Source organism: Siculibacillus lacustris (assembly GCF_004328075.1).
In the GTDB taxonomy this organism is placed as follows: domain Bacteria; phylum Pseudomonadota; class Alphaproteobacteria; order Rhizobiales; family Ancalomicrobiaceae; genus Siculibacillus; species Siculibacillus lacustris.
The window spans coordinates 183,781-208,713 of the sequence record NZ_SJFN01000002.1 but is presented as its reverse complement, the minus strand read 5'-3'; the positions used below and the strand labels follow the sequence as shown (position 1 = coordinate 208,713).

Below are 24,933 nucleotides of genomic sequence, written 5' to 3'. Positions count from 1 at the left end.
TCGGCTTCCGCGGTGTCGGGCGCGGCATCCGCCGGAACTGCGTCTCGCGGCGGCGGCGCGGACGCCTCGGCCGAACCGCTTCGTGGGTTCGGCGGGGCGTCCTGCGGCGACCGGCGCACGACGCCGTCGAGGCGGGCGAGGATCTCGCGGATCGTTGTGGCGAGGGGCGGAACGGGCGGCATGAGACTCGCATCTGTCGGCCGGAACGGCGGGAAGACCGGCGGATCGGTCTCGACCGAGGACGAAACCGAACGAAAACATAGCATGAAGGTTGCCGCGATCCGTAGGGAACCCTATGTTTCGTCTCGGCCCCTCTTCCCTCGCGACGCCGCGCCCTGCGCCCGGTCGACCGAGATCCTCCCGACGACGAAGGAGTTTTGCGATGGCTTTCGAACTCGCTCCGCTGCCTTATGCCTATGACGCGCTCGCGCCCTTTACCTCGGCCGAGACCCTCGAATTTCATCACGACAAGCATCATGCGACCTACGTCACCAACCTCAACAACCTGATCAAGGGGACGGAGTTCGAGGGCAAGTCGCTCGAGGACGTGATCACCGGCAGCTTCGGCAAGAACGTCCCGATCTTCAACAACGCCGCCCAGCACTACAACCATCACCATTTCTGGCTGTGGCAGAAGAAGGGCGGCGGCGGCAAGAAGATCCCGGGCAAGATCCAGACGCTGATCGACCGCGACCTCGGCGGCTACGACAAGTTCCGCGCCGACTTCATCCAGGCCGGCGTCACCCAGTTCGGGTCGGGCTGGGCCTGGCTGGCGCTGAAGGACGGCAAGCTGTCGATCACCAAGACCTCGAACGCCGAGAACCCCCTGGTCACCGGCGCCACGCCGATCCTGACCGCCGACGTCTGGGAACACGGCTACTACATCGACTATCGCAACCTGCGCCTCAAGTTCCTCGAGGCCTTCGTCGATCACCTGCTCAACTGGGATTACGTCCTGGAACGCTACGAAGCCGCGGTGTGATCGTCGCGTCCCTCGGAAGTTTCTTTACGGCCGGGCCTCGCGCCCGGCCGTTTCGTCTCTGCGGCCCGGCCGAATCACCGCCCGACGGAAACACTGCGGAAACCGAAAATTAGGGTCCTGCCGCTATGTCGAGCCGTGAGACCTGACGTAGGGGAGGGGGCGATGACGGAGCGGGACGATACTTTCGACGACGTCCGCGTCCTCGTCCTCGACGACAACCGCAACTTCCAGAATCTGCTGCGCACCATGTTGCGTCACATCGGATTCCGGCGGATCGACTTGTTTTCCGAACCCGCCGAGGCCCGCCGCCATGCCGTCGGGGCGCCGGTCGACCTCGCCTTCGTCGATCTGGTGATGCCCGGCGAGAGCGGCCTCGACTGGGTCCGCGCCGCCCGCCGCACCGATCGGTTGAGCAATCCCGAGATGGCCATCGTCATGGTCACCGGCCATTCCGACAAGCGCATCGTCGAGGCGGCGATCGACGCCGGTGCCGACGGCTTCCTGGTCAAGCCGCTGTCGCCCGATTCGCTGCGGCGCCACGTCGCCACCACCCTGAAGCGGCCGTTCCCCTACGTCCGTTCGGGCGACGGCTACTACGGCCCCGACCTGCACGGCCGCCGCCGCGCCGAGATCGTCGCGCCGATCGTCGAAGCCGGCGCGTCCCCGCGTCCCCGGCGCGAACCGGCGCGCACCGTGCCCGGGCTCGACGTGGCGTTGCGCGAGACGCCGGCCCATGTTCTCGATACGATGTTCCTCGATTGAGCCGCAGCCCGGTGGATCGTCCGGCCGGGGGCGGCGACGCTCCGGTGTCCCCGTGACCGTGCCCGCCCTCTGGCTCGACGCCTTTCCCGACCTCGCCGATCTCGCCGCGGCCGACCGGGCCCGCCTGCTGGCCGACGGGCGCGAGGTCGCTTTGGCGCCGTCGACGGTGCTGTTCACGCCCGGTACCCCGTGCGAGCTCTATCTCCTGGTGCTCGACGGCTCGATCCGTGTCCAGATGCTCGCCGACACCGGCCGCGAAATCGTCCTCTACCGAGTCGCCGCCGGTCAATCCTGCCTGCTCACCGCCGCCGCCCTGGTCGCCGGCGAGGCCTATGCCGCCGAAGGCGTGGTCGAGGCGCCGACCCGCGCGGTGGTGCTGCCGCGCCGCCTGTTCGAGCGCCTGCTCGCCGATTCCGGCGTGTTCCGCCGCTTCGTCTTCGCCGGCTTCGGCCACCGTGTCGCCGGCATCCTCGACTGCATGCAGCGGGCGGTGTTCCACCGCATCGAGCGGCGCCTCGCCCGTCACCTCGCGGCGGCGCCGGGCGGCTCGCTCGCCGTCACCCATCAGGATCTCGCGGTGGAACTCGGCACCGCCCGCGAAGTGATCAGCCGCCACCTCGAGGCCTTCGAGCGCCGCGGCCTGGTGCGCCGCCGCCGCGGCGCCGTCGACATCCTCGATCCCGCCGCGCTCGCTCGGCTCGCCGCGCCGGTCGATTGATCGGTCCGAAGGTCGGGGGGCAGGCGCCGCGTCCGTGTGACCAAGTCACCGACGGCCGCTCGTCGACGTGTCAGGGTCGGGGATCGGAGCCGCCGCGCCGCCGGCGCGTCGTCCGCAATCGACCGGAGAGCGTCATGACCAGCAACGTCGGTGGAATCGACAAGATCGCGCGCATCGTGGTGGGGCTGGCGCTGATCGCCTTCGCTCTGCTGGCGCCGGCGAGCCTCGGATGGAAGTGGATCGGCTGGATCGGCGTCGTGCCGCTCGCCACCGCCTTCCTCAATTTCTGCCCGGCCTATACGCTCCTCGGCATCAACACCTGCCCGATCGACAAGCGCTGAGCGAGGCCCGTCGCCGCCGCCGCGGCGCCGACGGGATCCGCGTCGGCGCGGTCAGGCCCCCGCCCGGCCGACCGCCAGGAGCGCGAAGGCCTGGACCAGGGCGACGTCCTTCAGCCGCGCGAATCGGCCGGCGGCGCCGCCGTGGCCGGAGTCCATGTCGGTCTTGAGCAGCACCGGGCGATCGTCGGTGCGGGTGGCGCGCAGCTTGGCCACCCATTTCGCCGGTTCCCAATAGGTCACCCGCGGATCGGTCAGCCCGGCCAGCGCCAGGATCGGCGGATAGGGCTGGGCGGCGACGTTGTCGTAGGGGCTGTAGCCGAGGATGGTGCGGAACGCCGCCTCGTCCTCGATCGGGTTGCCCCATTCCGGCCATTCCGGCGGGGTCAAGGGCAGGCTTGCGTCGAGCATGGTGGTCAGCACGTCGACGAACGGCACTTCCGCGACGATTCCCCCGAACAGCGCGCCGGCGCGATTGGCCACCGCCCCCATCAGCATGCCGCCGGCCGAGCCGCCGCGCGCCACGATCCGCCCGGCGGCGGTGAAGCCGTGGGCGATCAGGCCGTCGGCGGCGGTGACGAAGTCGTCGAAGGTGTTGGTCTTGTGCTCGCGCCGGCCGAGCGCGTACCAACGCCAGCCCTTGTCCTTGCCGCCGCGCACGTGCGCAATGGCATAGACGAAGCCACGGTCGACCAGCGACAGGATGTCGGTCGAGAAGGCCGCCGGAATGGCGATGCCATAGGCGCCGTAGCCGTAGAGCAGGGCGGGGGCCGATCCGTCGATCGGCGTGTCGCGCCGGTGCAGCACCGACACCGGCACGGTTTCGCCGTCGGGCGCGACGATCTGCAGACGGCGCGTCACATAGGCCGCCGGATCGTGACCGCTCGGCACCTCCTGCTCCTTGCGCAGCACCCGGTCGCGGGTCTCCAGGTCGTAGTCCCACACCCGCACCGGCGTGGTCATCGACGAATAGGTGAAGCGCAGCGTGGTGGTGGCGAATTCGTAGCCGGCCGAGGCGCCGAGCGAATAGGCCTCCTCGTCGAAGGCGATCGCATGTTCGGCGCCGTCGGCGAGGCGGCGGACGATCAGCCGCGGCAGACCGTCGACCCGCTCCAGCCGCACCAAGTGGTCGGCCAGTGCGATCATCGACAGGATCAGACGTCCGGCGACGTGCGGCACCAGGGGCCGCCACGAGTCGCGGGCCGTCGCGTCGATCGGCGTGGTCAGGATCTGGAAGTCCTCGGCGCCGCCGTGGTTGGTCAGGATCACGAAGGCATCGCCGCAGTGCTCGATCTCGTATTCCTCGGCGGTGATCCGCGGCGCGATCAGCCGCGGCGGCGTCGCCGGCGCATCGGCCGGGATCACCAGGGCTTCCGAGGTCTCGTGGTCGTGCACCGAGATCACCACGAAGGCGCCCGAGCGGGTCTTGTCGAGCCCGACGAAGAAGCCGGCATCGGCCTCCTCGTAGACCAGCGAATCCTCGGCGCTCGGCCGGCCGATCACATGGCGCAACACCCGCGACGGCCGATGTTCGGCATCGAGCCGGACGTAGAAGAAGCTCTGGCCGTCGGCCGCCCACACCGCTTCGCCGCCGGTCTCTTCGATGCGGTCGTCGAGATCGACCCCCATTGTCAGATCGCGCACCCGCAGCGTGAAGAATTCCGAGCCGTTCTCGTCTGCGCCCCACACGATACGGCGATGGTCGGGGGCATGGACGACGCCGGACAGGCGGAAATAGGCGGTCCCGGCCGCCCGCGCGTCGCCGTCGAGGAGGATCTCCTCGGGACCACCGTCGCGGGGGCTGCGGACGTGGATCGGATGCTGACCGCCGGGGGCGAAGCGCAGCCCATAGGCCCAGGGCCCGTCGGGCGCCGGCACGCTGGAATCGTCCTGCTTGATGCGGCCTTCGGCTTCCGCATAGAGGCGGGTCTGGAGCGCCTCGGTGCCGGCCAGCATCGCCGCGCAATAGGCGTTCTCGGCGTCGAGATGGGCACGGATCTCGGGATCGAGCCGGTTCGGATCGCGCATCACCTCGCGCCAGTTGTCGGCCCGCAGCCAGGCATAGTCGTCGCCGAGCGCGACGCCGTGGACGTGGCGCATCGTCGGGCGCCGCGCGGCTTCCGGTGCGGCGAGGCCGGCGTCCCAGGAAATGTCGGTCATCGGTCGTCCTTCGTGTCCGGGCTCGGATCGAGCGTCGGCTCGTTCATACAACAGTGCGGGCCGGTCGGGGGAGGCCCGTCGCGAACGACCCGGCGATTCGCCGTTCGGCAGGCGAACCCCGGCGAAATCGATACTCGGCGCCGGGCGATCGTCATCCCGGTTCATCTTCGCCGATCCTCGCGCCGATCCACCTTTTGTTGGGCGCCGACGCCGGCCGTGCGCGGTCGCGTCCGCCCACTCGCACCCGCGATCGCAGGTGCCCCGGGGAGAAGGGGAACCATCGACCCGAGTTCGCGCCGGATGCCGGGGGGATTCGCGTGTCTCGGCCGCCAACATCGGCTCCGGACTCGAGCCTTCTTCGCGGCCTACGAGCGCGATAGCCGGAGGCTGAGCAGGGTCTCTCGTCGGCACTTTGCTTGGCGGCGTCGGCCACGCCTTGCCGCAATGATGGAGCGGACATGCGTTTTTCGATGGTCGACTGCGAAATAACGCCCGTGAGGGGTTTCAATATCTTGTGCTCTGGTGAAGTTCTGCCTATAGGAAGCATACGATCGAGGGCCGAAGCGATTCATTGCTCGGGAGTGCGAATTCGGAACAGATTCGAAATCGACATTCGGCGTGAACCCCGAATCGAATGCGTTGTAATCGGAACGGCCGTGCGGCGTTCCTCATGTGAGACAGGTGACAAATGAGCGACATTTCGGGAAGCAGCAACCTGATCGATCTGGCGGCCGACATCGTGTCGGCCTACGTCAGCAACAATACGGTCCCGTCGGCCGAATTGGCCGGGCTGATCGCCGAGGTCTATGCCGCTCTGCAGCGCACGTCCTCGGGCGTGGCTCCCGAGCCCCTGCCGGAGCCGCTGAAGCCCGCCGTGCCGCTGAAGAAGTCCGTCACCCCGGACTACATCATCTGCCTCGAAGACGGCAAGAAGTTCAAGTCGCTGAAGCGCCATCTGCGCACCCAGTACAACATGACTCCGGAAGAGTACCGCGAGAAGTGGGGTCTGCCGGCCGATTATCCGATGGTCGCCCCCAACTACGCCCAGGCTCGTTCCGACCTCGCCAAGAAGATGGGCCTCGGTCAGCAGCGTCGCCGCGGCGCCCGCTGAGCCTCCGCTCGATCCGACGATCGCACGAAGCCGCCGCCCGGATCGGGTCGGCGGCTTCGTCGTATCCGGGGGGGCGGGGCGGGCCGGGCCTCGCGATTCGGCGTCGATCGTCAGCCGTCGTCGCCGCGCCGATCGGCCGGCCCGAGGCGAGATGCCGCACCGGCGGGCGCACCTGGGATCGCGGCGCATTCGCGGACCCGCTGCCGCGCCAGGGCGCGCCGCTCGGCGGCGGCCGCCTGCACCAGCCCGACATGGCGGTCGAGACTGTAGCTCCAGTGGCCGGCGCGCCCGCGCATCCGCTCGCCGCGCAGGGCCCGCAACAGCCGCCGCAACACCGCCGAACGCCCGCTCGCCGTGTCGTCGGCGATCTCCTCGGGGCCGACCGCGATCAGGCGCGGCAACATCCGCTCGCGCCGATAGGCCTCGCGTCCGGCGATCCTCGTCGCCCACCCCGGCGTGGCCGCGCCGCTCCGGCCGGCCGTCCCCGTCTCGCTCTTCGTCGCCGTCATCGGGATCTCCTCGTTCGAGGTCCCGATCTTCGCACCCCTCCCGCACCCGGGGATCGGTGCGGCACTTGTCCCCGCACCGAATGATTGTCCGAATTCACCATACAACTCGTTAGTTATCCCCGCCCGCCGAACGTCTCCGATAATCGAAAGGTATTTATTCCTATCGCGCTCGGACGGAGGAATTCACCATGCGGTTTTCGGAATGTGGGAGTGCCGGCCGGTCGGAGGCCGGTGCGGCCGCCCTTCGTGGGCCCCTGCGGCCCTGGACGCCGTCGCAACGCCGCCCGCGGCGCCGCCGCGCCCGCGGCCGCATCGACGGCGGCGATGCCATCGACGCCCAGTGCCGATGCCTGGAGGCGATCGTCGCCCAGGCCTTCCAGACCAGCCTCGATCAGTTGCGCTCCGACAGCCGCGGCGGCGCCCACATCGCCTTCGCCCGCCAGGTGGCGATGTATGTCGCCCACGTCTGGTTCGCCCTGTCGCTGACCGAGGTCGGCCGCCGTTTCGATCGCGACCGCACCACCGTCGCCCATGCCTGTCGGGTGGTCGAAGACCGCCGCGACGACCCGCGCGTCGATCGCGTGGTGGCGGCCATCGAGACCGCCGCCGATCTCGGCCAGCGCCTGGCCCGTGGACTGGGGACCGACGCATGACCTCCCGCGACGAACGCGCCACCCGCCGCCGCGATCGCCTGATCGCCCTCCTCGGCGATGCCGAAGCGATCGTCGACGGCGGTCCGCCGCCGGTCCTGCGCCTCCTCGGATCCGAGGGTCTGCGTCGCCTGCGGGTCGATCCGGATCTCCTCGCCGCCCTCGCCGCCGAGGGCGTGATCCGCATCGAGGCCGCCGCCGGCGGCGACCGGGTGATCCTCACCGCTGCTGGTCACGCCCTGCGCGGCGGCTTCGGTGTCGACCGGTTTCGCGCCGCCCACGGCGACGTCGTGCGCCGCGCGGTCGAGCCGGCCGGTCCGGCGGTGCTGGTCGACGAGGCCGAGAGCCCGCTCGGCCGCCTCGCCCGCCGCCGCGATCGCGACGGCCGTGCCCTCCTCGCGCCGGCCCGCATCGCCGCCGGCGAACGCCTGCGCCGCGACTTCACCCTCGCCCGGATGATGCCGACCGTGACCTCCAACTGGTCGATCGGTCGCACCGGCGGCGGCCCGCCCGGCGGCCCCGGCGATCTCACCGACCGCGCGCTCGCCGCCCGCGACAGGGTCCACGCCGCCCTCGACACGGTCGGCCGCGGCGATCTCGCCGACGTCCTGCTCGACGTCTGCTGTTTCCTGCAGGGACTGGAGACGGTGGAGAGCCTGCGTCACTGGCCGGCGCGCTCGGCCAAGGTGGTGCTCGACATCGCCCTCGGCCGGCTCGCCGTGCACTACGGTCTCGCCGAGGAAGCCCGCGGCCGCGACGGCCCCGGCCGCACCCGGCGTTGGGGCGCGGCCGATTATCGGCCGAGCGTCGGAGGCGGGACGGCGGCGGGTCGCGATTAGGGTGAGCGCCGATCGAGCCGAATCGGTCCGATCGCCGTGCGCCGCCGTCGACTCACTGCATTCCGATCGGGCGCTCTCTCAAACCCCGGCGCGGGCGGTGCGCGCCTCGTGGCGGATGCGCTCGATCATCGAGGCGACGCCGTTGGCGCGCTGCGGCGTGAGGTGTTCGCGCAGGTGCAGGGCGGCGAAGGTCGGCTCGGGATCGAGGGCGAGGATCTCGCTCGCCCGCCGGCCGGAGAACATCGCCAGGATCACCGCCACCAGCCCCTTGACGATGTGGGCGTCCGAATCGCCGGTCAGCCACAGACGCGGGTCCCCGGGGACGTCCGCTTCGATCCGCGTCGACAGCCACACCTGGCTGGCGCAGCCGCGCACCTTGTTGGCGTCGGTGCGCTCCGCCTCGTCGAGGGGCGGCAGGCCGCGGCCGAGTTCGATCAGGTAGCGGTACCGCTCCTCCCAATCGTCGATCACGTCGAAGTCGGAGAGGATGTCGTCGAGGCTCGGCAAAGGCGGGGTCTCCCGGTTCGCCCCTCTATACCCCGCCGCGGCGGAGGGGGGAACCGGCCTCGGCGTCACGCCGGCGAGGGCCGGAAGGCCGGGCGCGGCACCGGCAACGGTCCGTCGATTGGCCGGCCGTTGCGCGGCTGGGCAGGACCGGCGGTCGCCGACGGGGTCGAGCCGGTCGGCGCCGTGTCCTTGGGCTCGAGCTGGTCGTAGACCCATCGTGCGCCGTGGCGGGCCTTGGCCGAGAACGTGTCGGCGAAGGCCCGGCCGGTCTGGCAGGCGTCGGGATTGCGGCCGCAGAAGCCCTTGAGATCTTCGTAGGTGGAATGGGCCGCGCCGACCGCCTCGAAGGTCGAGACCGCACGGGCCGCGGGCACGCTCGGCGCCGCCTCTTCGCCGGAGGGGATCAGGAGCACCACCAGGGAGAGCCAGAAGGCGGCTCTGAGCAGGAAGAACATGGACGTGACCCTCGCAGGACGGACCGGCCGGAGGGAGGGGCGCGCCGACGGCGATCCCGCTTCCATCCGTGTCCGACCCTAGCGCAGAGCCGTGAAGTCCCGGTTGGAGCGATCGTTCAAATTGGATCGATCGGCGAGGTAACGCTACGTTCACCATGACCACCGATCGCCGTCGCGGAGGGCTTCCCAGGAGGGGTGAGAGCCCCGGAACGGCCCCTTCCGAGGGCCCGCGTGCCCCCCGGTCCACCGCTCTTCAACAGCCTGTTAAGTCCGGGATGCGAAGCTTCCGGAGGTCGCGGACCAACCCGCCCCCGCGTATCACGAGTTGTGAGTGAGCCAGTGAGCGAGTTACGTCATCAGGGCCTGCAGGCGCCGTTCGATCGGTTCGTCGACGGGCTCGTGCACGTCCGGGCCACCGTCGACCCCCTGGTGTGGCGCCGCCATCGCGCCTTCATCGCCGCCAACCTGTTCGTCGGGCTGCTCGCGCTCGGCCTGCTGCCGCTCTACCTCAGCGTCTGGGGACGCCCCGGACTGGTCGAAGCGGTGGCGCTGATCGGCCTGACCGCGCCGGCGCCGCTCGCCCTCTACGTGTCCCAGACCGGCCGCCTGATGGCCGGCCATCTCCTCGCCGCGGTGATCACCAGCGCGCTGCTCGCCTGGATCGGCGCCTTCACCGGCGGCCTCGGCTCCTATGCCCTGTTCGCCCTCGGCATCGTGCCGATGGAAGCGGCGCTGTCGGGCCGTCGCGACGTCACCCGCACCGCATTCGTCATCGCCCTGGCCGCGCTGGCCCTCGTCGCCGCCTTCGACGTCGCCGGCAGCCTGCCGGCCAGCGTCGCCGCCGGAGCCGGCCTGCGGTCCCTGGTCCCGATCCTCGCGGTCCTCTACACCGGCGCCCTGGCGCTGCGCATGGAGGCGCTGCACCGCGCCAGCGAAGAGGTCGCCCGTCGCCGCGGCCTCCACTATCGCCTGGTCGCCGACAACATCTCCGACATCGTCACCGGCCATGCCGGCAACGGCGACATCGTCTTCGTGACCCCCGCGGTCGAACGCGTCCTCGGCGTGCCGCCGTCGAGCATCCGCGGCGACGGGCTGTTTCGCATGGTCCATGTCGGCGACCGCCCGGCCTATCTCACCGCCCTGTCCGACGCCGTCACTCGCGGATTGACCAGTCAGGTCGAGTTCCGCCTGCACGTCGGCGAGACCGGCGAAGGCCGCGGCCGCTGGCTGTGGCTGGAGATGCGCTGCCGGCCGCTCGGCGAATTCGATCCCCTGTCGGGCAGCGCCAAGATCGTCGCGGTGACCCGCGACATCACCGAGCGCAAGGCCCAGGAGGCCGAAGTGATCCGGGCCCGCGAGGCGGCGGAAGTCGCCAGCCAGGCCAAGACCCGCTTCCTCGCCAACGTCAGTCACGAGTTGCGCACCCCGCTCAACGCGATCATCGGCTTCTCCGAGATGCTCGGCACCGAGATCTGCGGGGCGCTCCCCGATCCGCGCCAGCGGGAATACGTCGGCCTGATCCACCAGTCCGGGGCCCATCTGCTGCAGGTGGTCAACGACATCCTCGACATGTCGAAGATCGAGACCGGGACTTTCGACGTCGCGCCGGAAGCCTTCGAACTCGCCGATCTGATGTCCGGCATCGGCCACATGATGACCCATCAGGCCGAGGAGCGCGGCCTGACGCTGGCGCTGCAGCCGCTGCCCGAGATGCCGGAGGTGGTCGCCGATCGCCGCGCCTGCCGCCAGATCCTGATCAATCTCCTGTCCAATGCCGTGAAGTTCACCGACCGCGGCGGCGCCGTGACCTTCGGCGCCCGCCGCGACGGCACCGACGTCGCCCTGTGGGTGCGCGACACCGGCATCGGCATCGCCGAAAAGGACGTGGTGCGCCTCGGCACGCCCTTCGTCCAGGCCGATTCCGGCTACGATCGTCGTCACGAGGGCACCGGGCTCGGTCTCTCCGTGGTCAAGGGTCTGGCCGAACTGCACGGCGGATCGATGCGCATCGAGAGCCGCCTCGGCGAAGGCACCTGCGTCACCGTGCGCCTGCCCTTCGCGGGCGAAGCCGCGGCGCCGCCCCGCACCGCCCGCGTCGTCGATCTCGTCCCCGTCGTCCCCGTCTCCGAGCCCAGGCAGAAACGCGCATGACCGCCCCGCGATCCCTTCGTCCGACCTCCCGGGACGCCCGCTCCGTGGTCGACGGTCCCGACGTGGCCGGCAGCCTGCCGATCCGGATGGTCGAGACGGTGTTGCGCAATCCGGTGACCTCCGGCGGCATCTTCGTGTCGCTGGTGATGGTCGGGGTGATCGTCGCCAACGCCTTCGCCAATCAGCCCAAGCCCCATCCCCATCCGTTCTTCACCACCCGCCTCGCCGATCCGGCGCGGACCGCCCCGACCGGCGGCGCCGCCGTACCGACCGCGCCGGTGGTGCCGAGCGTGCTGCCGCGGCCCAAGCCCGCCGCCGCCCTCGACCAGCCCCAGGCGATCCAGGATCTGCAACTGGCCCTGCGCGACCGCGGATTCTATACCGGCCCGCTCGACGGCGTGGTCGGTCCGGCCACCGCCGACGCCATCCGCGCCTTCGAGCGTCGCCTCGGGGCGCCGCAGACCGGCGAGCCGACCGATCTGCTGATCGCCGCGGTGCGCGCCACCCCGCCCTTGCCGAGCGTCGCCGCGGCGCCCACCCCGCCGCCGCCCCCGGCCGCCCCGACGGTGCCGGCCCGCGCCGTCGCCACCGGACCGACGCCGCCGTTGCGCGTGCCCGCCGCCGATGCGGTCGCCTGGCCGGCCGCGGCGGAAGTCGCGCCGCTCGAGGTCGAGGCGCCGGTCGCCACCGCCACCATCCGCCGCGCGGCGCGCGAACCGCTGGCCCGCGGCGGCGACGAACGCCTGCAGAAGATTCAGCGCGCCCTGATCGGCGCGGGCTATGGTCCGCTCAAGGCCGATGGCCGCTGGGACGATCACGCCACCTCGGCGGTGCGTCGCTACGAGGCCGATCGCGGCTGGCCGGTGACCGGCAAGCCGTCCGATCGTCTGGTCTATGATCTGATGCTCGGTGGCGCCCAGGCGCGACGCTGACCGATCGCCGCATCGCGCCCCCCGCCACCGAGGAGGCCCGCATGCGCCTGCGTTCCGACATCTGGGTCGCCGCCCTCATCCGCCGAGCCTTCGGCGCCGGGGCCCATGCCGCGGTCGCCCACGGCGGCGACGCCATCGCCGGTGCGGTGTTCGTCACCGTCGACCGCCTCGACGGCACCTGCGATCTCTACGGGCCGCGCCCCCAGAGCCTCGACGACGGCGAGACGGCCGAGGGCACCCGCACCTTCGAGCGGGTGCTGTCGCGCGTCGACCGCCCGACCATGCTCGCCCGCATCGCCTCGGAACGCCGCTTCGATTCGGACCTGTGGCTGGTCGACGTCGAGGATCGCGACGGGCGCTGCTTCATCGAGCCGCCGCCGTATGATCCCGCCCGGCCGTCGCCGCCGCCGGTCGAATGGCCGCCGCGCGGCTGATCGCCGCCGTCCGTCCGTTCACTCCGCCCCGAGCCGCCGCGGCGTGGTCTCGCGGGTCGCCTCGCGCCGCGGCACCGCGGTCTCGCGCCGGTCGTCGCGCCGCTCCGCCGGATCGAGCACCCTTTGCGCCTCGCCCCGCGTCGCCGCCACCCCGCGCCATTGGCCGAGGAGATGTTCGGCGGTGCGCCACCCGATCCGCGCAGTCAGCGACGACAGGTCCTGCATCTGACCGAGGGTGGCGTGTTCGCCGGTGTGGAGCAGCAGGATCGAGGTCGCCGAACGTTCGTCGATGCCGAGGGCGGCGAGACACACCGCCAGGGCTTCCCCATGGGGGTCGGCGAGGATCCGCGCGACGTCGTCGACATCGAGCCGCAACGCCGCCGCGAGATCGTCGCGGAAGGCGAGGCGGTCGTGGATCACCAGCGCCGCGAACAGCCGCGGCCCGATCGCCTCGACCGCCTTGCGCCGCGACCGGCTCGGGGCCGCGCCGAGCGCCGCGGCGGTGGCACCGTCCTGGATCGCCCGCCAACGGGTCGCCGGATCGAGCGCCAGGAAGGTCGCCACGCTGGTGACCCGCGGCTCCGCCCGCGCCTCCGTCGCCGAGCGCGACGGCGAGGCGGTCGGCGGCTCGGCCGCCGGCACGACGATCGCCGCGGCGACCGGTTCGGTGGCGTGCGGTCGCGGCCGCGCCTCGGACGGCGCCAGATCGAAGGGCATCGGCCGGGTCAGCGAGGCGGCGACGTCGGGGGCGAGATCGAGCCGCTCGGCGACCAGCCGCACGTGCCCCGGCCCGCAGCGCATGATCTGCACCAGATCGGCCGAGGTCAGCACCGGCGAGCGCACCACCATCGGCGCGGCGACCCGCGGATCGTCCATCGCCAGACGCCGCGCCAGGGCCGGCAGCAGGTCGGCGCGCCCGGCGAGCCGATTCGACACCTCGCACCGATCCTCGAGCCCGACGTCGTCGAGAAGCCCCCCGACCAGATCGGCGAAGGTGCGGATTTCCGCCTTTTCGTGGGACGGATCCCGGACGAACAGATCCACGGCGTTGCGCAGGACCGAGGCGGAGGTGGTCGAGGTCGGGGGCGGGGAGGACGGCGCGATCGGGTCGTCGGTACTGTGGGGCATCGGGTCCCCTTCTCGTTGTCGTTCGGCGGTGAGGCGACGCGACCACGGTCCCGCCGAGAATCAGTTTCGAAGATTGTATTTAACGCTTCGTTAACCATGAAGGGGCACAGATCGTCGCAGAAAGTGCGTATCGGACGCGTCCGGACCCGGACGTGGACCGTCGGGTCGTGATCGCCTGCCGCCGTCGCTGGGCGGCCTCGGCGACCGCATTCCTCTTCCGAAGACGCGAGGGAACACCATGGGTGACGTCCTTGCCTTTCCGCCGCTGCCCCGCCCGCGCACCTCGCGGGGAGCGCCGCCGCTCGCCGGGGCGATGGGCGAAGTGGTGTTCTTCACCGGGGTCCGCATCGAACGCTGGACCGCGCTCCCGCCCGATCGTCACGACGAACCGCCGGGCGTGGTGCCGCCGAATCCGCGCCGGAAGCACCGCCGCCGTGCCCTCTGAGGCCCGTCGCGGGTCCCGCCGCCCCTCGGCCGCCGCCCGGAGAGCGCCATGACTCCCGCAGTCCTCCACGCGACGGTGATCGTCGCCGCCGTCCTCGGCCTCGCCGGCTGCGGTCGCGCGACTGGTGACTTCGGGCGTGCCGAACGCAACGTCGTCGACGATTCCTGGTTGCCGGCGCTCGGCGACCAGATCGCCCGCCACGGGCGCGGCGAACTGGTCTCCGACTTCAACCGCACCGACCGCGAGGGCGTGTTGCGCGACCGCGCCTGGAGCCTGGTGCGCCCGCCCCATGCCCGCGACTGGTTCGGCGCCTCGCTGGTCGAGTGGCAGCGCACCCGCATCCTGCCGACCGTCGATCCCCGCTTCGACCCCGACGGCTACTACAACTACCTGCGCCGCGATCCCTTCCGCTCGAGCGAGGCGCGGTGGAACCGGATGATCGCCGACATGCGCGCCGACGCCGCCCTGGTCGGCCCGTTCTGGGCCGAGGCGCGCCGCGTCCGCGACGACGACCGCGCCCGACTCGGCGAGGTCGACGGCCGCCGCGACGTCGCGCCGCCGGAGTTGAAGGACGCCTATGCCCGCATCGACGAGAACGCCCGGGTGGTCGACTGGGTGTGGCGGTCGATGCGCCTGCGCCTCGCCGCCTATCGCCGCGCCATCGATCGGATCGAGGTGGAGACGCCGTCCGATCGCCTCTACACCGCCAATCTCGCCTGGAACGCCCTGAAGGCCGCGGTCGACGCCGCCGAGCGCGACTTCCCCGCCGCCCCGCACGGCACCGCCCCCGAGCCTCCCGGCCGCTCGCGCTACGCCACCGGCGCCGGCATCCACGAGGACGTGCCGCAGAAGTGAGCCGGCCTCACGGCAGTACGGTGGTCCGGCATTCGGCGGTGGCCAGCGCCGCATCGATCTCGGCGGCCTGCGAGGCGAGCGGCACGAAGATCTTCAGCAGCGCGAAGCCGCCGCGGTCCTTCCAATCGACCACCACGATGTCGTCGAGTTCCTCGGGCGGGTTCTCGCGCAGCCGCGCCACTTGGGACGCGGTGGCGATCAGCACGTCGACCGCCTTCTGCGAAGCGGCGCGGTCGTCGATGCCGTAGACCGGCAGGCCGCGCCGGTCGTAGAGCTCGAGGATCCAATAGCCGTCGCCGGGGGTCGCCTTGATCCGCACCGGGCCGCCGTCGAGGGTGAAGCGGCAGATCGCATGGCGCATCGCCGGATCGAGGCCGGGCAGGGCGGTGGCCTTGCCCGGTTCGGCCGGCGGCAGGCGGCGGAACACCCCGTCGGCGCCGAAGGCGGCGATCTCCGCCCAGGGGTCGGCGACCGCGTAGCGCGGCACCCCGAACACCGTGACGATGTGGACGATGCCGGCCAGCAACACGGCGCCGATCAGGCCGACCAGGAGACGGATCATCGGCACCCCCGTCGGATCACGTGCGGCAGGTCGGCCGGCGTATCGGTGCCGGCGGCCACCGGCGTGTCGTAGAGGCGCAGCACCAGGGTCGGCGCGCCGCTCGCCGGTCCCGGCAGCCACAGGCCCGGACGGGCCTCGGCCGAGACCATCACTTCGAAGGTGCCGTCGGGGGCCCGCGTCACCTCGCGGCCGTGAACATGGGTGCGGCCGATCGGGTTGGCCGGCAGGCGGCCCTGGGGATCGAGCACCGACAGGGTCCACAGCCGCGCCGAGGGCATCGATCCGGCGACCGCGTAGTCGCAGCGCGCATCGAGGCCGTGGCCGGCGTCGTCCTGCGTCGCGCGGAACACCAAGCCTTCGCCGGCGCCCGAGACGATCTCGCCGGTGCGGGCGATGCGGGCGCGGGTATAGGGATCGACGGTTTCGGCGTCGACCGGCAGGTTCAGCCGCCACGCGCCGAAGGCGACGGTGCCGTAATGCGGCGCCGAGATCATGTACCACGCCGAGCCGAGCCCCAGAGCGAGCGCGACGATCGGCGGCAGGAGGATCAGCACGAAGAATCGCAAGGTCAGCGGTCCGATGCGGCCGACGCCGCGCCCTCGGCGCGGCAGGAGGGGAAGGACGACACCGGCGCGCGGAATCGACGCCGTCGCGGCTGCCGGATCCTCGGCGCCCCGGCGCGCGCCGTCAATGGCGGCGGCGCCGGACTTCGCAGGGACCGCGCATCGCGAGCGCTCCCCCGGTCAGCGGGCTGCGCCGCCGATCGCCGTCAGGCCGTCGCCGTGGGCCGCCAATCGGGTCAGGCCGCCGCCCTCGCCGCCGAGCGGCACCAGCCCGGTGCGCAGCGCCGGGGCCGTGGGTGCGGCCGGGGCCGGCAGGCTCGGGGCGGCCTTGAGGCGCCCTTCGAGGTCGGTCAGGGCGCCGATCGCCTTGGCCGACAGCGGCTTCGGACGTTGGGCCCCGGCCGCCGCAGCGACGTCGGCGAGACCGCCCGACGGCGGCCGATCGCCCGCCGCCACCGCCGGTGCGCCGCGTTTCGGCGGCGGCATGCCGGAAGCCTGCTTCAGGTCGATGTTCTGATGGGCGTAGGTCATGATGTCGTGCCAGATCGGCGCCGGCACCATGCCGCCGGTGACCCGCTCCATCGGCCGGTAGTCGTCGTTGCCGACCCACACCACCCCGACGTAGTTGCCGGTGAAGCCGCAGAACCACGCGTCGCGCGAATCCGAGGTGGTGCCGGTCTTGCCGCCGGCCGGCACGCCGTCGAGTTTGGCGTTGCGGCCGGTGCCGGTCTCGACCGCGTTGTAGAGCATCGAGGTGATCTCGGTCATCTTGTCGGCCGGGAAGATCCGTTCCGGCGGCGGCAGGTTCTTCGACCGCTCCCACAGGACCTCGCCCTTGGAGGTGGCGATCTGTTCGATCGCGAAGGGCGTCACCTTCAGGCCGCCGCTGGCGAACACCGCATAGCCGGCGGCGTGGTCGATCATGTGGACCTCGACCGAACCGATCACGAAGGGCCAGTCCGGCTTGACCGGCAGATCGATGCCGAACATCCGCGCCACCGCCGCCACCCGCTCGCGACCGATCTGCTGGGCCAATTGAACCGGAATCGAGTTGAGCGAGCGGGCGATCGCCTCGAGCAGGGTGACCCGGCCGTAATAGCCGCCGCCGTAGTTCTTCGGGCACCAGTTGCCGATGCACACCGGCTGGTCGGTGACCACGCTGGTCGGCGTCTTTCCGGCCAGCAGCGCCGCGGTGTAGACGTAGGGCTTGAACGACGAGCCCGGCTGGCGCGCCGCGTCGGTCGCCCGGTTGAACTGGCTGGTCGAATAGTCGCGGCCGCCGACCATCGCCCGCACCGCGCCGTTGGGCTCCAGCACCACCGCCGCCGCCTGGCTGATGTCGAGTTCCTCGCCGCGCTGGCGCAACTGGTTCTCGATCGCCTCTTCGGCCTTCTTCTGGATGCCGATGTCGATGGTGGTGCGCACGGTGAGCGTATGATCGGCCGGCGCCATCTCCTCGAGCTGGTCGAAGGCGTAGTCGAGGAAATAGTCCGGCGAATAGGTCCGCGCCCGGTCGATCGGCTTGGCCGGCCGCCGCCGCGCGCCGATCACCTGGCCCTCGGTCAGGAAACCCGCCGCCACCATGTTCGACAGCACGTCGTTGGCCCGCGCCCGCGCCGCCGGCAGGTTGGCGTGGGGGGCGTATTTGGTCGGCGCCTTGAACAGGCCGGCGAGCATCGCCGCTTCCGACAGGTCGATGTCGCGCACCGACTTGCCGAAGTAGAAGTCGCTCGCCGCCGCCACCCCGAAATTGCCGCCGCCCATGTAGGCGCGGTCGAGATAGAGCTTGAGGATCTCCCGCTTGGTCATGTGGGTCTCGATCCACATCGCCAGGAAGGCTTCCTTGATCTTGCGCTCGATCGACCGCTCGTTGGTGAGGAACAGGTTCTTGGCGAGCTGCTGGGTCAGCGACGAGCCGCCCTGGACCACCGTCTTGTGGCGCAGGTTGGCGACCACGGCGCGCGCCGTGCCGATCACGTCGATGCCGAAATGCTCGAAGAAGCGCCGGTCCTCGGTGGCCAGCAGCGCCTTGATCAGATGATCGGGGAAGGCCTCGAGCGGCACCGTGTCGTTGAGCACGATGCCGCGCCGGCCGATCTCGTTGCCGTAGCGGTCGAGGAAATTGACCGCATAGTCGGCGTTCTTGCGCCAGTCGTGGCGGGTCACCTCGAAGGCCGGCACGGCCAGCGCCAGCGCCAACACCGCCCCGGCGGCCCCGAAGGTCACCGCGTCGTCGAGGATCTCGACGGCGAATCGCGAGATCCCGCGCAGGCGGAACGCCCGCATCGCCAGCGACAGCCGCCGATAGCGCTCGACCGAACCGACGAAGGCGCGATAGACCGTGGTGTCGACCCAGGCGTCGACGATCAGCATCCGCCGCTTCAGCCGCGCCCCGAAACTCGGCCGCGGCGGCGCCGGATCGGGCGTCGGAACGGCCGGCGTCGCGGACGGATCGTCGCCGGCGGGCGGCCGGCCGTCTGCGTCGTCGGGGCTCGGGGTCGGGTCGGACAAGGGTTCGGATCCGTCGGTTGCCGGCCTTCGCGCCCCCCGCCCAGGCGAGGGACGCGGGCCGCATGGTTGACGGGAGTTTAAGCAAAGCCCATGTCCGGGTCGAGAGCTTCGACCGATCGATCCTTCGCCGCGCCGCAAAACCGGGAGTTCCCGCCTTGGACGACTTCGAATCCCCTGCCGAGCCCTTGCCGTTCTGGCGCACCAAGCGCCTGGAGGAGCTCGACCGCGACGAGTGGGAGAGCCTGTGCGACCGCTGCGGCCGCTGCTGCCTCAACAAGCTCGAGGACGAGGAGACCGGCGAGATCTACTGGACCAACGTCGCCTGCCGCCTGCTCGACCACGCCTCTGCCTGCTGCAGCTCCTATCCGAATCGCCACGATTTCGTGCCCGACTGCATCGAGCTCGATCCCGACGAAGTGGTCTCGCAGACCTACACCTGGCTGCCGCCGACCTGCGGCTATCGCCTGATCGCCGGCGGTCGCGACCTGATGTGGTGGCACCCGCTGGTCTCCGGCGATCCCGACACCGTCCACGCCGCCGGCATCTCGATCCGCAACCGGGTGATATCGGAAGTGGATGTCCCCGAGGATCGCCTCGAGGATCACCTCGTCGACTGGCCGGGCCTCGTTCCCGACGGTACGACGCTGCCGCCGCGTTCGTGACGAGCGTCGTGAAATCAAAGGGTTGAACGAATCTCGGCGACCGGTTCAGGAAAATATTCCTGACTTCGGTCGCTTTTTCTTGACGACCGTACGTTGCTTCGGCACTCTTTCCTCACGATCGCAGTGGTGTCGGTGAAGCCCGGCCGCCCCGGCGCCGATCACCCCGCCCGGGGAGGGTCGCCGCCCTCCCGGCCCCGCCGCCCGACCCGCGTTCGTTCAAACCCCATTCCGTCCGTCGACGTCCCATTGCCCGAGGCTCCTCGGCCGCGCGGCATCGCCCGTCGCCGTCGGGCCCTTCGTCCTCGTCCCACGGGGGGCGCGTCTTGACCGACACTTCGTCCGCATCCGCCGCGCCGCCGGTCGCGCGACCCGCGCCCGCGTCGCCGCCCTGGGCGGAGATCCGCGCGCCTACGAGGGCTCGGCCCTGGCGGTCGGCGCCATCGCCGAGGTCTACGGCGTCACCGCCGCGCTGATCTATGCCCGCATCCGTCGCGAGGACTGGCCGCGCCGCCGCCGCCGCGGGACCGCCGCGACCCCGCCGGCCGCCCCGGCGCTCGACCGCGGCGTGCTGGTCGAGCGGCTGTTCCGGGCGGTCGAGCGGCAGATCGCCGAGATCGAACGCCGCTTCGACGGCGCCGCGCCGCCGAGCCTCGAGGAGAAGGACGCCCGCACCCTCGGGGCGCTGGCCCGCACCCTCGAACTCCTGATCGGCCTGGAGAAACAGGCCGGTCGCGACCCGACCGCAGCGGAGCCCGACATCGATGAGTTCCGCCTCGATCTTGCGCGCCGCCTTGAGAGCCTGCGACGAACGGACTGAACTCGACCGCGCCGTGCTGGCGCTGACCGCCGCCGAGCGCGAACGCCTGCGCGACGACTGGTCGATCTGGGCCCGCCCGGACCAGTTGCCGCCCGACGGCGACTGGACCACCTGGCTGCTGCTCGGCGGCCGCGGTGCCGGCAAGACCCGCGCCGGCGCCGAATGGGTCAAGGCCATGGCGCTGGGCCGCCCGCCCTTCGCCGACCGACCGGCCGGGCGCATCGCCCTGGTCGGCGAGACCCATGCCGACGTGCGCGACGTGATGATCGAAGGCGTCTCCGGCCTGCTGCGGATCCACCGCCGCGCCGAGCGGCCGCAATGGAAATCGTCACTGCGCCGGCTCGAATGGCCGAACGGCGCCGTCGCCCAGGCCTTTTCGTCGGAAGACCCGGAAGCCCTGCGCGGCCCCCAGTTCGAGATCGCCTGGGCCGACGAGATCGCCAAATGGCGCCATGCCGAGGAGGTCTGGGACATGTTGCAATTCGGATTGCGCCTGGGCGACCGCCCCCGCCAGGTCGCCACCACCACGCCGCGCCCGGTGGCGCTGGTCAAGCGGCTGGTCGGCGATCCCGCCTGTGCGGTGTCGCGCGCCTCGACCCGCGCCAATGCCTGGAACCTCGCGCCGCGCTTCCTCGACGCGGTGGTCGGCCGCTACCAGGGCACCCGCCTCGGCCGCCAGGAACTCGACGGCGAGCTGATCGAGGATCGCGACGACGCCCTGTGGCGCCGCGACGAGATCGAGCGCGGCCGCCTCGACGTCGCCCCGCCCATGACCCGCATCGTCGTCGCGGTCGATCCGCCGGCGACCTCGGGGGCCAGCGCCGACGCCTGCGGCATCGTCGCCGCCGGCCTCGGCGAGGACGGCGTGGCCCATGTGCTCGCCGATGCCTCGGCCCGCGGCCTGCGTCCGAGCGAATGGGCGGCGCGCGCGCTGGCCCTGCACGAGACCCTCGACGCCGACGCTCTGGTGGTCGAGGTCAATCAGGGCGGCGAGATGGTCGAGGCGGTGCTGCGCGAGATCGAGCCCGGCGTGGCGATCGAGGCGGTCCGGGCGACGCGGGGCAAATGGCTGCGCGCCGAGCCGATCGCCGCCCTCTACGCCCAGGGTCGGGTCCGCCACGTCGGCCCCTTCCCCGAACTCGAGGACGAGCTCTGCGACTTCGGCCCCCAGGGTCTGTCGTCCGGCCGCTCGCCCGACCGCCTCGACGCCTTGGTCTGGGCGCTCACCGCCCTGATGCTCAAGGGCCGCGGCCGGCCGAAGGTGCGCGGACTGTGACGCCACCGCCGCGGTGCAAGTCGCTGCGCTCCATGCACCCTACGACCCTGCACCCTGCCTCCAGGCACACCACGCCCCCCCGAGGACCTCCGCCCATGTCCCTCCTCTCCCGCCTCCGGCATCGGGTCCGACCCGCCGCCGGTCGACCGCCCGTGTCCGAGACCAAGGCCTCGCGGGTCGGCCCGCTCCTCGCCTGGGCCTCCCAGGGCCGGCCGGTGTGGACGCCGCGCGACTACGCCGCGCTCGCCCGCGAAGGCTATGTCCGCAATCCGGTCGTCCACCGCGCGGTGCGGCTGGTCGGCGAGGCCGCCGCCTCGGTGCCGTGGCTGCTCTACGAGGACGATCGCGAGCTGACCACCCATCCGCTGCTCGCCCTGCTCGCCCGCCCCAATGCCCATCAGGCCGGCCCGACCTTCCTCGAGGAGGTCTACGGCCACCTGCTGGTCGCCGGCAACGCCTGGATCGAGCTGGTGGCGGTCGACGGGGTCCCGCGCGAACTCTATGCGCTGCGCCCCGACCGCATGAAGGTGGTGCCCGGCCCCGACGGCTGGCCCGAGGCCTGGGACTACGGCGTCGGCGAGCGCACCTTGCGCTTCCGCGCCGACGGCGACGGGCCGCGACCGATCCTCCAGCTGAAGACCTTCCACCCGCTCAACGATCACTACGGCCTCGCCCCGCTCGAGGCCGCCCAGATCGGCCTCGACATCCACAACCAGGCCTCCGCCTGGACCAAGGCGCTGCTCGACAATTCCGCGCGGCCCTCCGGCGCCCTGGTCTATCGCGCCGACGGCGGCGCCAATCTCTCCGACGAGCAGTTCGAACGCCTCAAGCGCGAACTCGAGGACGGCTTCCAGGGCGCGGCCAACGCCGGCCGGCCGCTGCTGCTCGAGGGCGGGCTCGACTGGAAGGCGATGGGCTACTCCCCGAAGGAGATGGACTTCATCGAGGCCAAGCGCGAAGCCGCCCGCGAGATCTGCCTCGCCTTCGGGGTGCCGCCGATGATGCTCGGCATTCCCGGCGACAACACCTACGCCAACTACGTCGAGGCCAACCGCGCCTTCTGGCGGCTCACCGTGCTGCCGCTGGTCGCCCGCACCGCCGCCGCCCTCGAGGCCTGGCTCGCTCCCGTGTGGGGCGACGCGCTGCGGCTCGGCTGGGACACCGATGCGGTCGCCGCCCTCGCCGTCGAGCGCGAGGCGGTGTGGACCCGGGTCGGCACCGCCGACTTCCTCACCACCGACGAGAAGCGCGCCGCGGTCGGCTACGGCCCGGCCGCGCCCGCCGATCCGGGCGGCCCGCGATGAGCGATCTCGCCGCCGTCTTCGCCGAACGCGGCGATCTCGCCCATCTCGCCCTGTTCCTGTGGGCGTCCGGCGCCTCCGCCCTGCTGGTCTGGGCGCTGCGCGAACTCGCCGCCTCCAACCGCCGGTTCAACGACTTCGTCACCGAGATCGCCCGGCTCGAACGGCTGTTCGCCGATCCCGACTGATCCTCCGAGGCTCCGCCATGACCGAATGGATCGCGCGTCTCTGCGCCACCCCGCTCGCCGCCCGCCCGACGGCCGATCACCGCGAGGTCTTCGCCCGTTTCGTCGACCGCCTCGCCGCGCGTCTGCCGCGGCCCGAGCGCTCCGTTTCCCGCGAGGTCTGACCATGCCGCTCCTGCCGCTCGCCGCGCCTGAAGTCAAACGCCTCGCCGGCGAGGTCGACGCCGTCGCCGCCGACGGCACCTTCTCCGGCCACGCCTGCGTGTTCGGCGCCGAGGACCTCGCCCACGACGTGGTCGAGCGCGGCGCCTTCCTCGCCTCGCTCGCCCGCCGCGGCGCCGCCGGGGTCAAGATGCTGTGGCATCACGACCCGGCCGAGCCGATCGGTCGCTGGCTGGAGGTCCGCGAGGACGCCCGCGGCCTGTTCGTCCGCGGCCGCCTGCTCGACGGGCTGGCCCGTGGCCGCGAAGCCGCGACGCTGATGCGCGCCGGCGTCCTCGACGGCCTGTCGATCGGCTTCCGCGCCGTGCGCGGCGCGCGCGACCGCAAGTCGGGCATCCGCCGCCTGACCGAGATCGACCTCTGGGAGATCTCGCTGGTGACCTTCCCGATGCAGCCCGAAGCCCGCATCGCCGCGGTCGAGACCGCCGGCGCGGACCCGCGGGCGCGCGCCCACCTCCTCGCCACCATCCGCCGGGCCACCGCCCTCATCCGCACCACGAGGTGACCATCCCATGACCGACACCCCGATCTCCCGCGAGGCTCTCGCGGCCTGCGAATTCTCCGGCGACGCCGTCGCGGCGCCCGAGATCAAGTCCGCCGAGCCCTCGCCCGGCGCCCTCGATTCCGCCTTCGAGGAATTCCTGCGGACCTTCGAGACCTATCGCGCCGACAACGACCGCCGCCTCGCCGAAATCGAGAAGCGCGGTCACGCCGATCCGCTCCTCGACGAGAAACTCGCCCGCATGGACCGCGCCCTCGACGAGGACCGCCGGCGCGCCGATCGCCGCGCCCTCGACGCCGCCCGGCCGCACCTCGGCCGCGAGACCCGCGCCGCGTCGCCGCTGGCGCCGGAACACCGCGCCGCCTTCGAGAGCTACGTCCGCACCGGCGCCAGCCAGGGCCTGCGGCCGCTCGAGGAGAAGGCCCTGTCGATCGGCTCGGGCACCGACGGCGGCTATCTGGTGCCGACCGAGCTCGAACGCGAAGTGACGCTGCGGCTGGCGCAGATCTCGCCGATCCGCGCCATCGCCGGCAACCGCCAGGTCTCCGGTGCGGTCTTCGCCAAGCCCTTCTCGGCGACCGGCCCGGCCGTCGGCTGGGTCGGCGAGACCGCGGCGCGGCCGCAGACCGCGACCCCGCAGCTGCAGCAGCTGTCGTTCCCGACCATGGAGCTCTACGCCATGCCGTCGGCGACCGCCGCGCTGCTCGACGACGCGGCGATCGACGTCGAGAGCTGGATCGCCGAGGAGGTCCAGCAGGCCTTCGCCGAGCAGGAGGGCGCCGCCTTCGTCAATGGCGACGGTTCCACCCAGCCCAAGGGCTTCATGGCCTATGACCGGGTCGCCGCGGCGAGCTGGGTGTGGGGCAAGCTCGGCTATCTGGTCACCGGCGCCGCCGGGGCGCTGCCGACCAGCAACCCCTCCGACAAGCTGGTCGATCTGGTCTATGCGGTGAAGGCCGGCTACCGCCAGAACGCCGCCTGGGTGATGAACCGCAAGACCCAAGCCGAGATCCGCAAGCTCAAGGACGGCCAGGGCAACTATCTCTGGCAGCCGCCGGCCTCGGCCGGCGCCCAGGCGACGCTGATGAACTTCCCCGTCGTCGAGGCCGAGGACATGCCGGCGATCGCCGCCGATGCCTGCCCGATCGCCTTCGGCGACTTCCGCCGCGGCTATCTGGTGGTCGACCGGCTGGGGGTGCGCGTCCTGCGCGATCCCTTCTCCGCCAAGCCCTACGTGCTGTTCTACACCACCAAACGGGTCGGCGGCGGCGTCCAGGACTTCGACGCGATCAAGCTCCTGAAGTTCGGCACGGCCTGAGACCGGGTCCGGCGGACGCCCGTCCTGCCGCCGTCGGT

At 71.7% G+C, this 24,933-nt stretch carries 28 protein-coding genes; 20 read left to right on the top strand and 8 right to left on the bottom strand.

Annotated features, from left to right (window positions below; all coding sequences use genetic code 11):
- Positions 1 to 382 precede the first annotated feature (382 nt).
- From EYW49_RS02340 to EYW49_RS02325, 4 genes are all read left to right on the top strand, one after another.
- Complete coding sequence (locus EYW49_RS02340) at positions 383 to 982, top strand: superoxide dismutase (RefSeq protein WP_131305558.1); 600 nt, start codon at positions 383 to 385, stop codon at positions 980 to 982.
- A gap of 162 nt (positions 983 to 1,144) precedes the next feature.
- On the top strand, positions 1,145 to 1,744 hold the full coding sequence (locus EYW49_RS02335) for a response regulator (RefSeq protein WP_131305556.1): 600 nt from the start codon (positions 1,145 to 1,147) through the stop codon (positions 1,742 to 1,744).
- A gap of 52 nt (positions 1,745 to 1,796) precedes the next feature.
- Positions 1,797 to 2,462 (top strand): Crp/Fnr family transcriptional regulator, encoded by a 666-nt coding sequence (locus tag EYW49_RS02330; RefSeq protein WP_206365359.1) that lies wholly within the window; start codon positions 1,797 to 1,799, stop codon positions 2,460 to 2,462.
- A gap of 134 nt (positions 2,463 to 2,596) precedes the next feature.
- A complete protein-coding gene (locus EYW49_RS02325; RefSeq protein ID WP_131305552.1) occupies positions 2,597 to 2,803 on the top strand; it encodes a YgaP family membrane protein in 207 nt (68 codons plus the stop codon).
- A gap of 51 nt (positions 2,804 to 2,854) precedes the next feature.
- Here EYW49_RS02325 and EYW49_RS02320 read toward each other — a convergent pair whose 3' ends face one another.
- Entirely contained in the window at positions 2,855 to 4,960 is a 2,106-nt protein-coding gene (locus EYW49_RS02320; RefSeq protein WP_131305550.1) for a S9 family peptidase, read from the bottom strand.
- Positions 4,961 to 5,648: 688 nt separating this feature from the next.
- On the opposite strand from EYW49_RS02320, the gene EYW49_RS02315 reads away from it, so the two are divergent.
- Positions 5,649 to 6,071, top strand: a complete 423-nt coding sequence (locus tag EYW49_RS02315) for a MucR family transcriptional regulator (RefSeq protein ID WP_131305548.1) — start codon at positions 5,649 to 5,651, stop codon at positions 6,069 to 6,071.
- Between the two features lie 110 nt (positions 6,072 to 6,181).
- Here the strand turns inward: EYW49_RS02315 and EYW49_RS23230 are convergent, their stop codons facing one another.
- Positions 6,182 to 6,580, bottom strand: a complete 399-nt coding sequence (locus EYW49_RS23230; RefSeq protein WP_206365358.1) for a DUF6477 family protein — start codon at positions 6,578 to 6,580, stop codon at positions 6,182 to 6,184.
- 188 nt (positions 6,581 to 6,768) lie between these two features.
- Between EYW49_RS23230 and EYW49_RS02305 the strand changes: the two genes are divergently transcribed.
- Together EYW49_RS02305 and EYW49_RS02300 are read left to right on the top strand one after the other, a co-directional pair.
- Positions 6,769 to 7,233 (top strand): helix-turn-helix domain-containing protein, encoded by a 465-nt coding sequence (locus tag EYW49_RS02305; RefSeq protein WP_131305546.1) that lies wholly within the window; start codon positions 6,769 to 6,771, stop codon positions 7,231 to 7,233.
- Positions 7,230 to 8,069, top strand: coding sequence for a DUF6456 domain-containing protein (locus EYW49_RS02300; protein ID WP_228259421.1), 840 nt, complete (start codon positions 7,230 to 7,232; stop codon positions 8,067 to 8,069). Before EYW49_RS02305 ends, EYW49_RS02300 begins: the two co-directional genes overlap by 4 nt.
- Before the next feature lie 78 nt (positions 8,070 to 8,147).
- On the opposite strand, the gene EYW49_RS02295 is transcribed toward EYW49_RS02300, so the two are convergent.
- The gene (locus tag EYW49_RS02295; RefSeq protein ID WP_228259418.1) at positions 8,148 to 8,576 is read right to left on the bottom strand and encodes a SufE family protein; all 429 of its coding nucleotides are present in this window, start codon (positions 8,574 to 8,576) and stop codon (positions 8,148 to 8,150) included.
- Positions 8,577 to 8,641: 65 nt separating this feature from the next.
- A complete protein-coding gene (locus EYW49_RS23355; RefSeq protein WP_228259415.1) occupies positions 8,642 to 9,031 on the bottom strand; it encodes a DUF5330 domain-containing protein in 390 nt (129 codons plus the stop codon).
- 339 nt (positions 9,032 to 9,370) lie between these two features.
- On the opposite strand from EYW49_RS23355, the gene EYW49_RS02285 reads away from it, so the two are divergent.
- Genes EYW49_RS02285 through EYW49_RS02275 form a run of 3 tightly spaced genes read left to right on the top strand, consistent with a single transcriptional unit; the run spans position 9,371 to position 12,548 of the window.
- Positions 9,371 to 11,182, top strand: coding sequence for a PAS domain-containing sensor histidine kinase (locus EYW49_RS02285; RefSeq protein ID WP_131305542.1), 1,812 nt, complete (start codon positions 9,371 to 9,373; stop codon positions 11,180 to 11,182).
- 44 nt (positions 11,183 to 11,226) lie between these two features.
- Positions 11,227 to 12,114, top strand: coding sequence for a peptidoglycan-binding domain-containing protein (locus tag EYW49_RS02280; RefSeq protein WP_131305540.1), 888 nt, complete (start codon positions 11,227 to 11,229; stop codon positions 12,112 to 12,114).
- A 41-nt stretch (positions 12,115 to 12,155) separates the two neighbouring features.
- Entirely contained in the window at positions 12,156 to 12,548 is a 393-nt protein-coding gene (locus tag EYW49_RS02275; RefSeq protein WP_131305538.1) for a DUF1491 family protein, read from the top strand.
- A gap of 18 nt (positions 12,549 to 12,566) precedes the next feature.
- On the opposite strand, the gene EYW49_RS02270 is transcribed toward EYW49_RS02275, so the two are convergent.
- Positions 12,567 to 13,676, bottom strand: a complete 1,110-nt coding sequence (locus EYW49_RS02270; RefSeq protein WP_131305536.1) for a hypothetical protein — start codon at positions 13,674 to 13,676, stop codon at positions 12,567 to 12,569.
- A 238-nt stretch (positions 13,677 to 13,914) separates the two neighbouring features.
- Between EYW49_RS02270 and EYW49_RS02265 the strand changes: the two genes are divergently transcribed.
- On the top strand, positions 13,915 to 14,121 hold the full coding sequence (locus EYW49_RS02265; RefSeq protein WP_131305534.1) for a hypothetical protein: 207 nt from the start codon (positions 13,915 to 13,917) through the stop codon (positions 14,119 to 14,121).
- Between the two features lie 48 nt (positions 14,122 to 14,169).
- Entirely contained in the window at positions 14,170 to 14,976 is an 807-nt protein-coding gene (locus EYW49_RS02260) for a hypothetical protein (protein WP_131305532.1), read from the top strand.
- Positions 14,977 to 14,983: 7 nt separating this feature from the next.
- Here the strand turns inward: EYW49_RS02260 and EYW49_RS02255 are convergent, their stop codons facing one another.
- The 3 genes from EYW49_RS02255 to EYW49_RS02245 all read right to left on the bottom strand — a co-directional run bounded on the left by EYW49_RS02255 (position 14,984) and on the right by EYW49_RS02245 (position 18,474).
- Complete coding sequence (locus tag EYW49_RS02255) at positions 14,984 to 15,538, bottom strand: DUF1254 domain-containing protein (protein WP_131305529.1); 555 nt, start codon at positions 15,536 to 15,538, stop codon at positions 14,984 to 14,986.
- The gene (locus tag EYW49_RS02250; RefSeq protein ID WP_131305527.1) at positions 15,535 to 16,104 is read right to left on the bottom strand and encodes a DUF1214 domain-containing protein; all 570 of its coding nucleotides are present in this window, start codon (positions 16,102 to 16,104) and stop codon (positions 15,535 to 15,537) included. The genes EYW49_RS02255 and EYW49_RS02250 overlap by 4 nt, the downstream gene beginning before the upstream one ends.
- A gap of 177 nt (positions 16,105 to 16,281) precedes the next feature.
- The gene (locus EYW49_RS02245; protein ID WP_131305683.1) at positions 16,282 to 18,474 is read right to left on the bottom strand and encodes a transglycosylase domain-containing protein; all 2,193 of its coding nucleotides are present in this window, start codon (positions 18,472 to 18,474) and stop codon (positions 16,282 to 16,284) included.
- 293 nt (positions 18,475 to 18,767) lie between these two features.
- Between EYW49_RS02245 and EYW49_RS02240 the strand changes: the two genes are divergently transcribed.
- The 8 genes from EYW49_RS02240 (at position 18,768) to EYW49_RS02210 (ending at position 24,895) form a co-directional block, all read left to right on the top strand.
- Positions 18,768 to 19,274 (top strand): YcgN family cysteine cluster protein, encoded by a 507-nt coding sequence (locus EYW49_RS02240; protein ID WP_228259410.1) that lies wholly within the window; start codon positions 18,768 to 18,770, stop codon positions 19,272 to 19,274.
- Positions 19,275 to 19,839: 565 nt separating this feature from the next.
- Positions 19,840 to 20,091 (top strand): hypothetical protein, encoded by a 252-nt coding sequence (locus EYW49_RS02235; protein WP_131305523.1) that lies wholly within the window; start codon positions 19,840 to 19,842, stop codon positions 20,089 to 20,091.
- Positions 20,036 to 21,367, top strand: coding sequence for a DNA-packaging protein (locus tag EYW49_RS02230; RefSeq protein ID WP_131305521.1), 1,332 nt, complete (start codon positions 20,036 to 20,038; stop codon positions 21,365 to 21,367). Before EYW49_RS02235 ends, EYW49_RS02230 begins: the two co-directional genes overlap by 56 nt.
- A 95-nt stretch (positions 21,368 to 21,462) precedes the next feature.
- Positions 21,463 to 22,671 carry a phage portal protein gene (locus EYW49_RS02225; RefSeq protein ID WP_131305519.1) on the top strand — a complete coding sequence of 403 codons (1,209 nt, stop codon included), beginning with the start codon at positions 21,463 to 21,465 and terminating at the stop codon, positions 22,669 to 22,671.
- Positions 22,668 to 22,856 (top strand): hypothetical protein, encoded by a 189-nt coding sequence (locus EYW49_RS02220; RefSeq protein ID WP_131305517.1) that lies wholly within the window; start codon positions 22,668 to 22,670, stop codon positions 22,854 to 22,856. The genes EYW49_RS02225 and EYW49_RS02220 overlap by 4 nt, the downstream gene beginning before the upstream one ends.
- A gap of 17 nt (positions 22,857 to 22,873) precedes the next feature.
- Positions 22,874 to 23,017: a hypothetical protein gene (locus tag EYW49_RS22915; protein WP_165498101.1), complete on the top strand. Its 144-nt coding sequence runs from the start codon at positions 22,874 to 22,876 to the stop codon at positions 23,015 to 23,017.
- A gap of 2 nt (positions 23,018 to 23,019) precedes the next feature.
- Positions 23,020 to 23,580: an HK97 family phage prohead protease gene (locus tag EYW49_RS02215; protein ID WP_131305515.1), complete on the top strand. Its 561-nt coding sequence runs from the start codon at positions 23,020 to 23,022 to the stop codon at positions 23,578 to 23,580.
- Positions 23,581 to 23,587: 7 nt separating this feature from the next.
- Complete coding sequence (locus EYW49_RS02210) at positions 23,588 to 24,895, top strand: phage major capsid protein (protein ID WP_131305513.1); 1,308 nt, start codon at positions 23,588 to 23,590, stop codon at positions 24,893 to 24,895.
- Positions 24,896 to 24,933 lie beyond the last annotated feature (38 nt).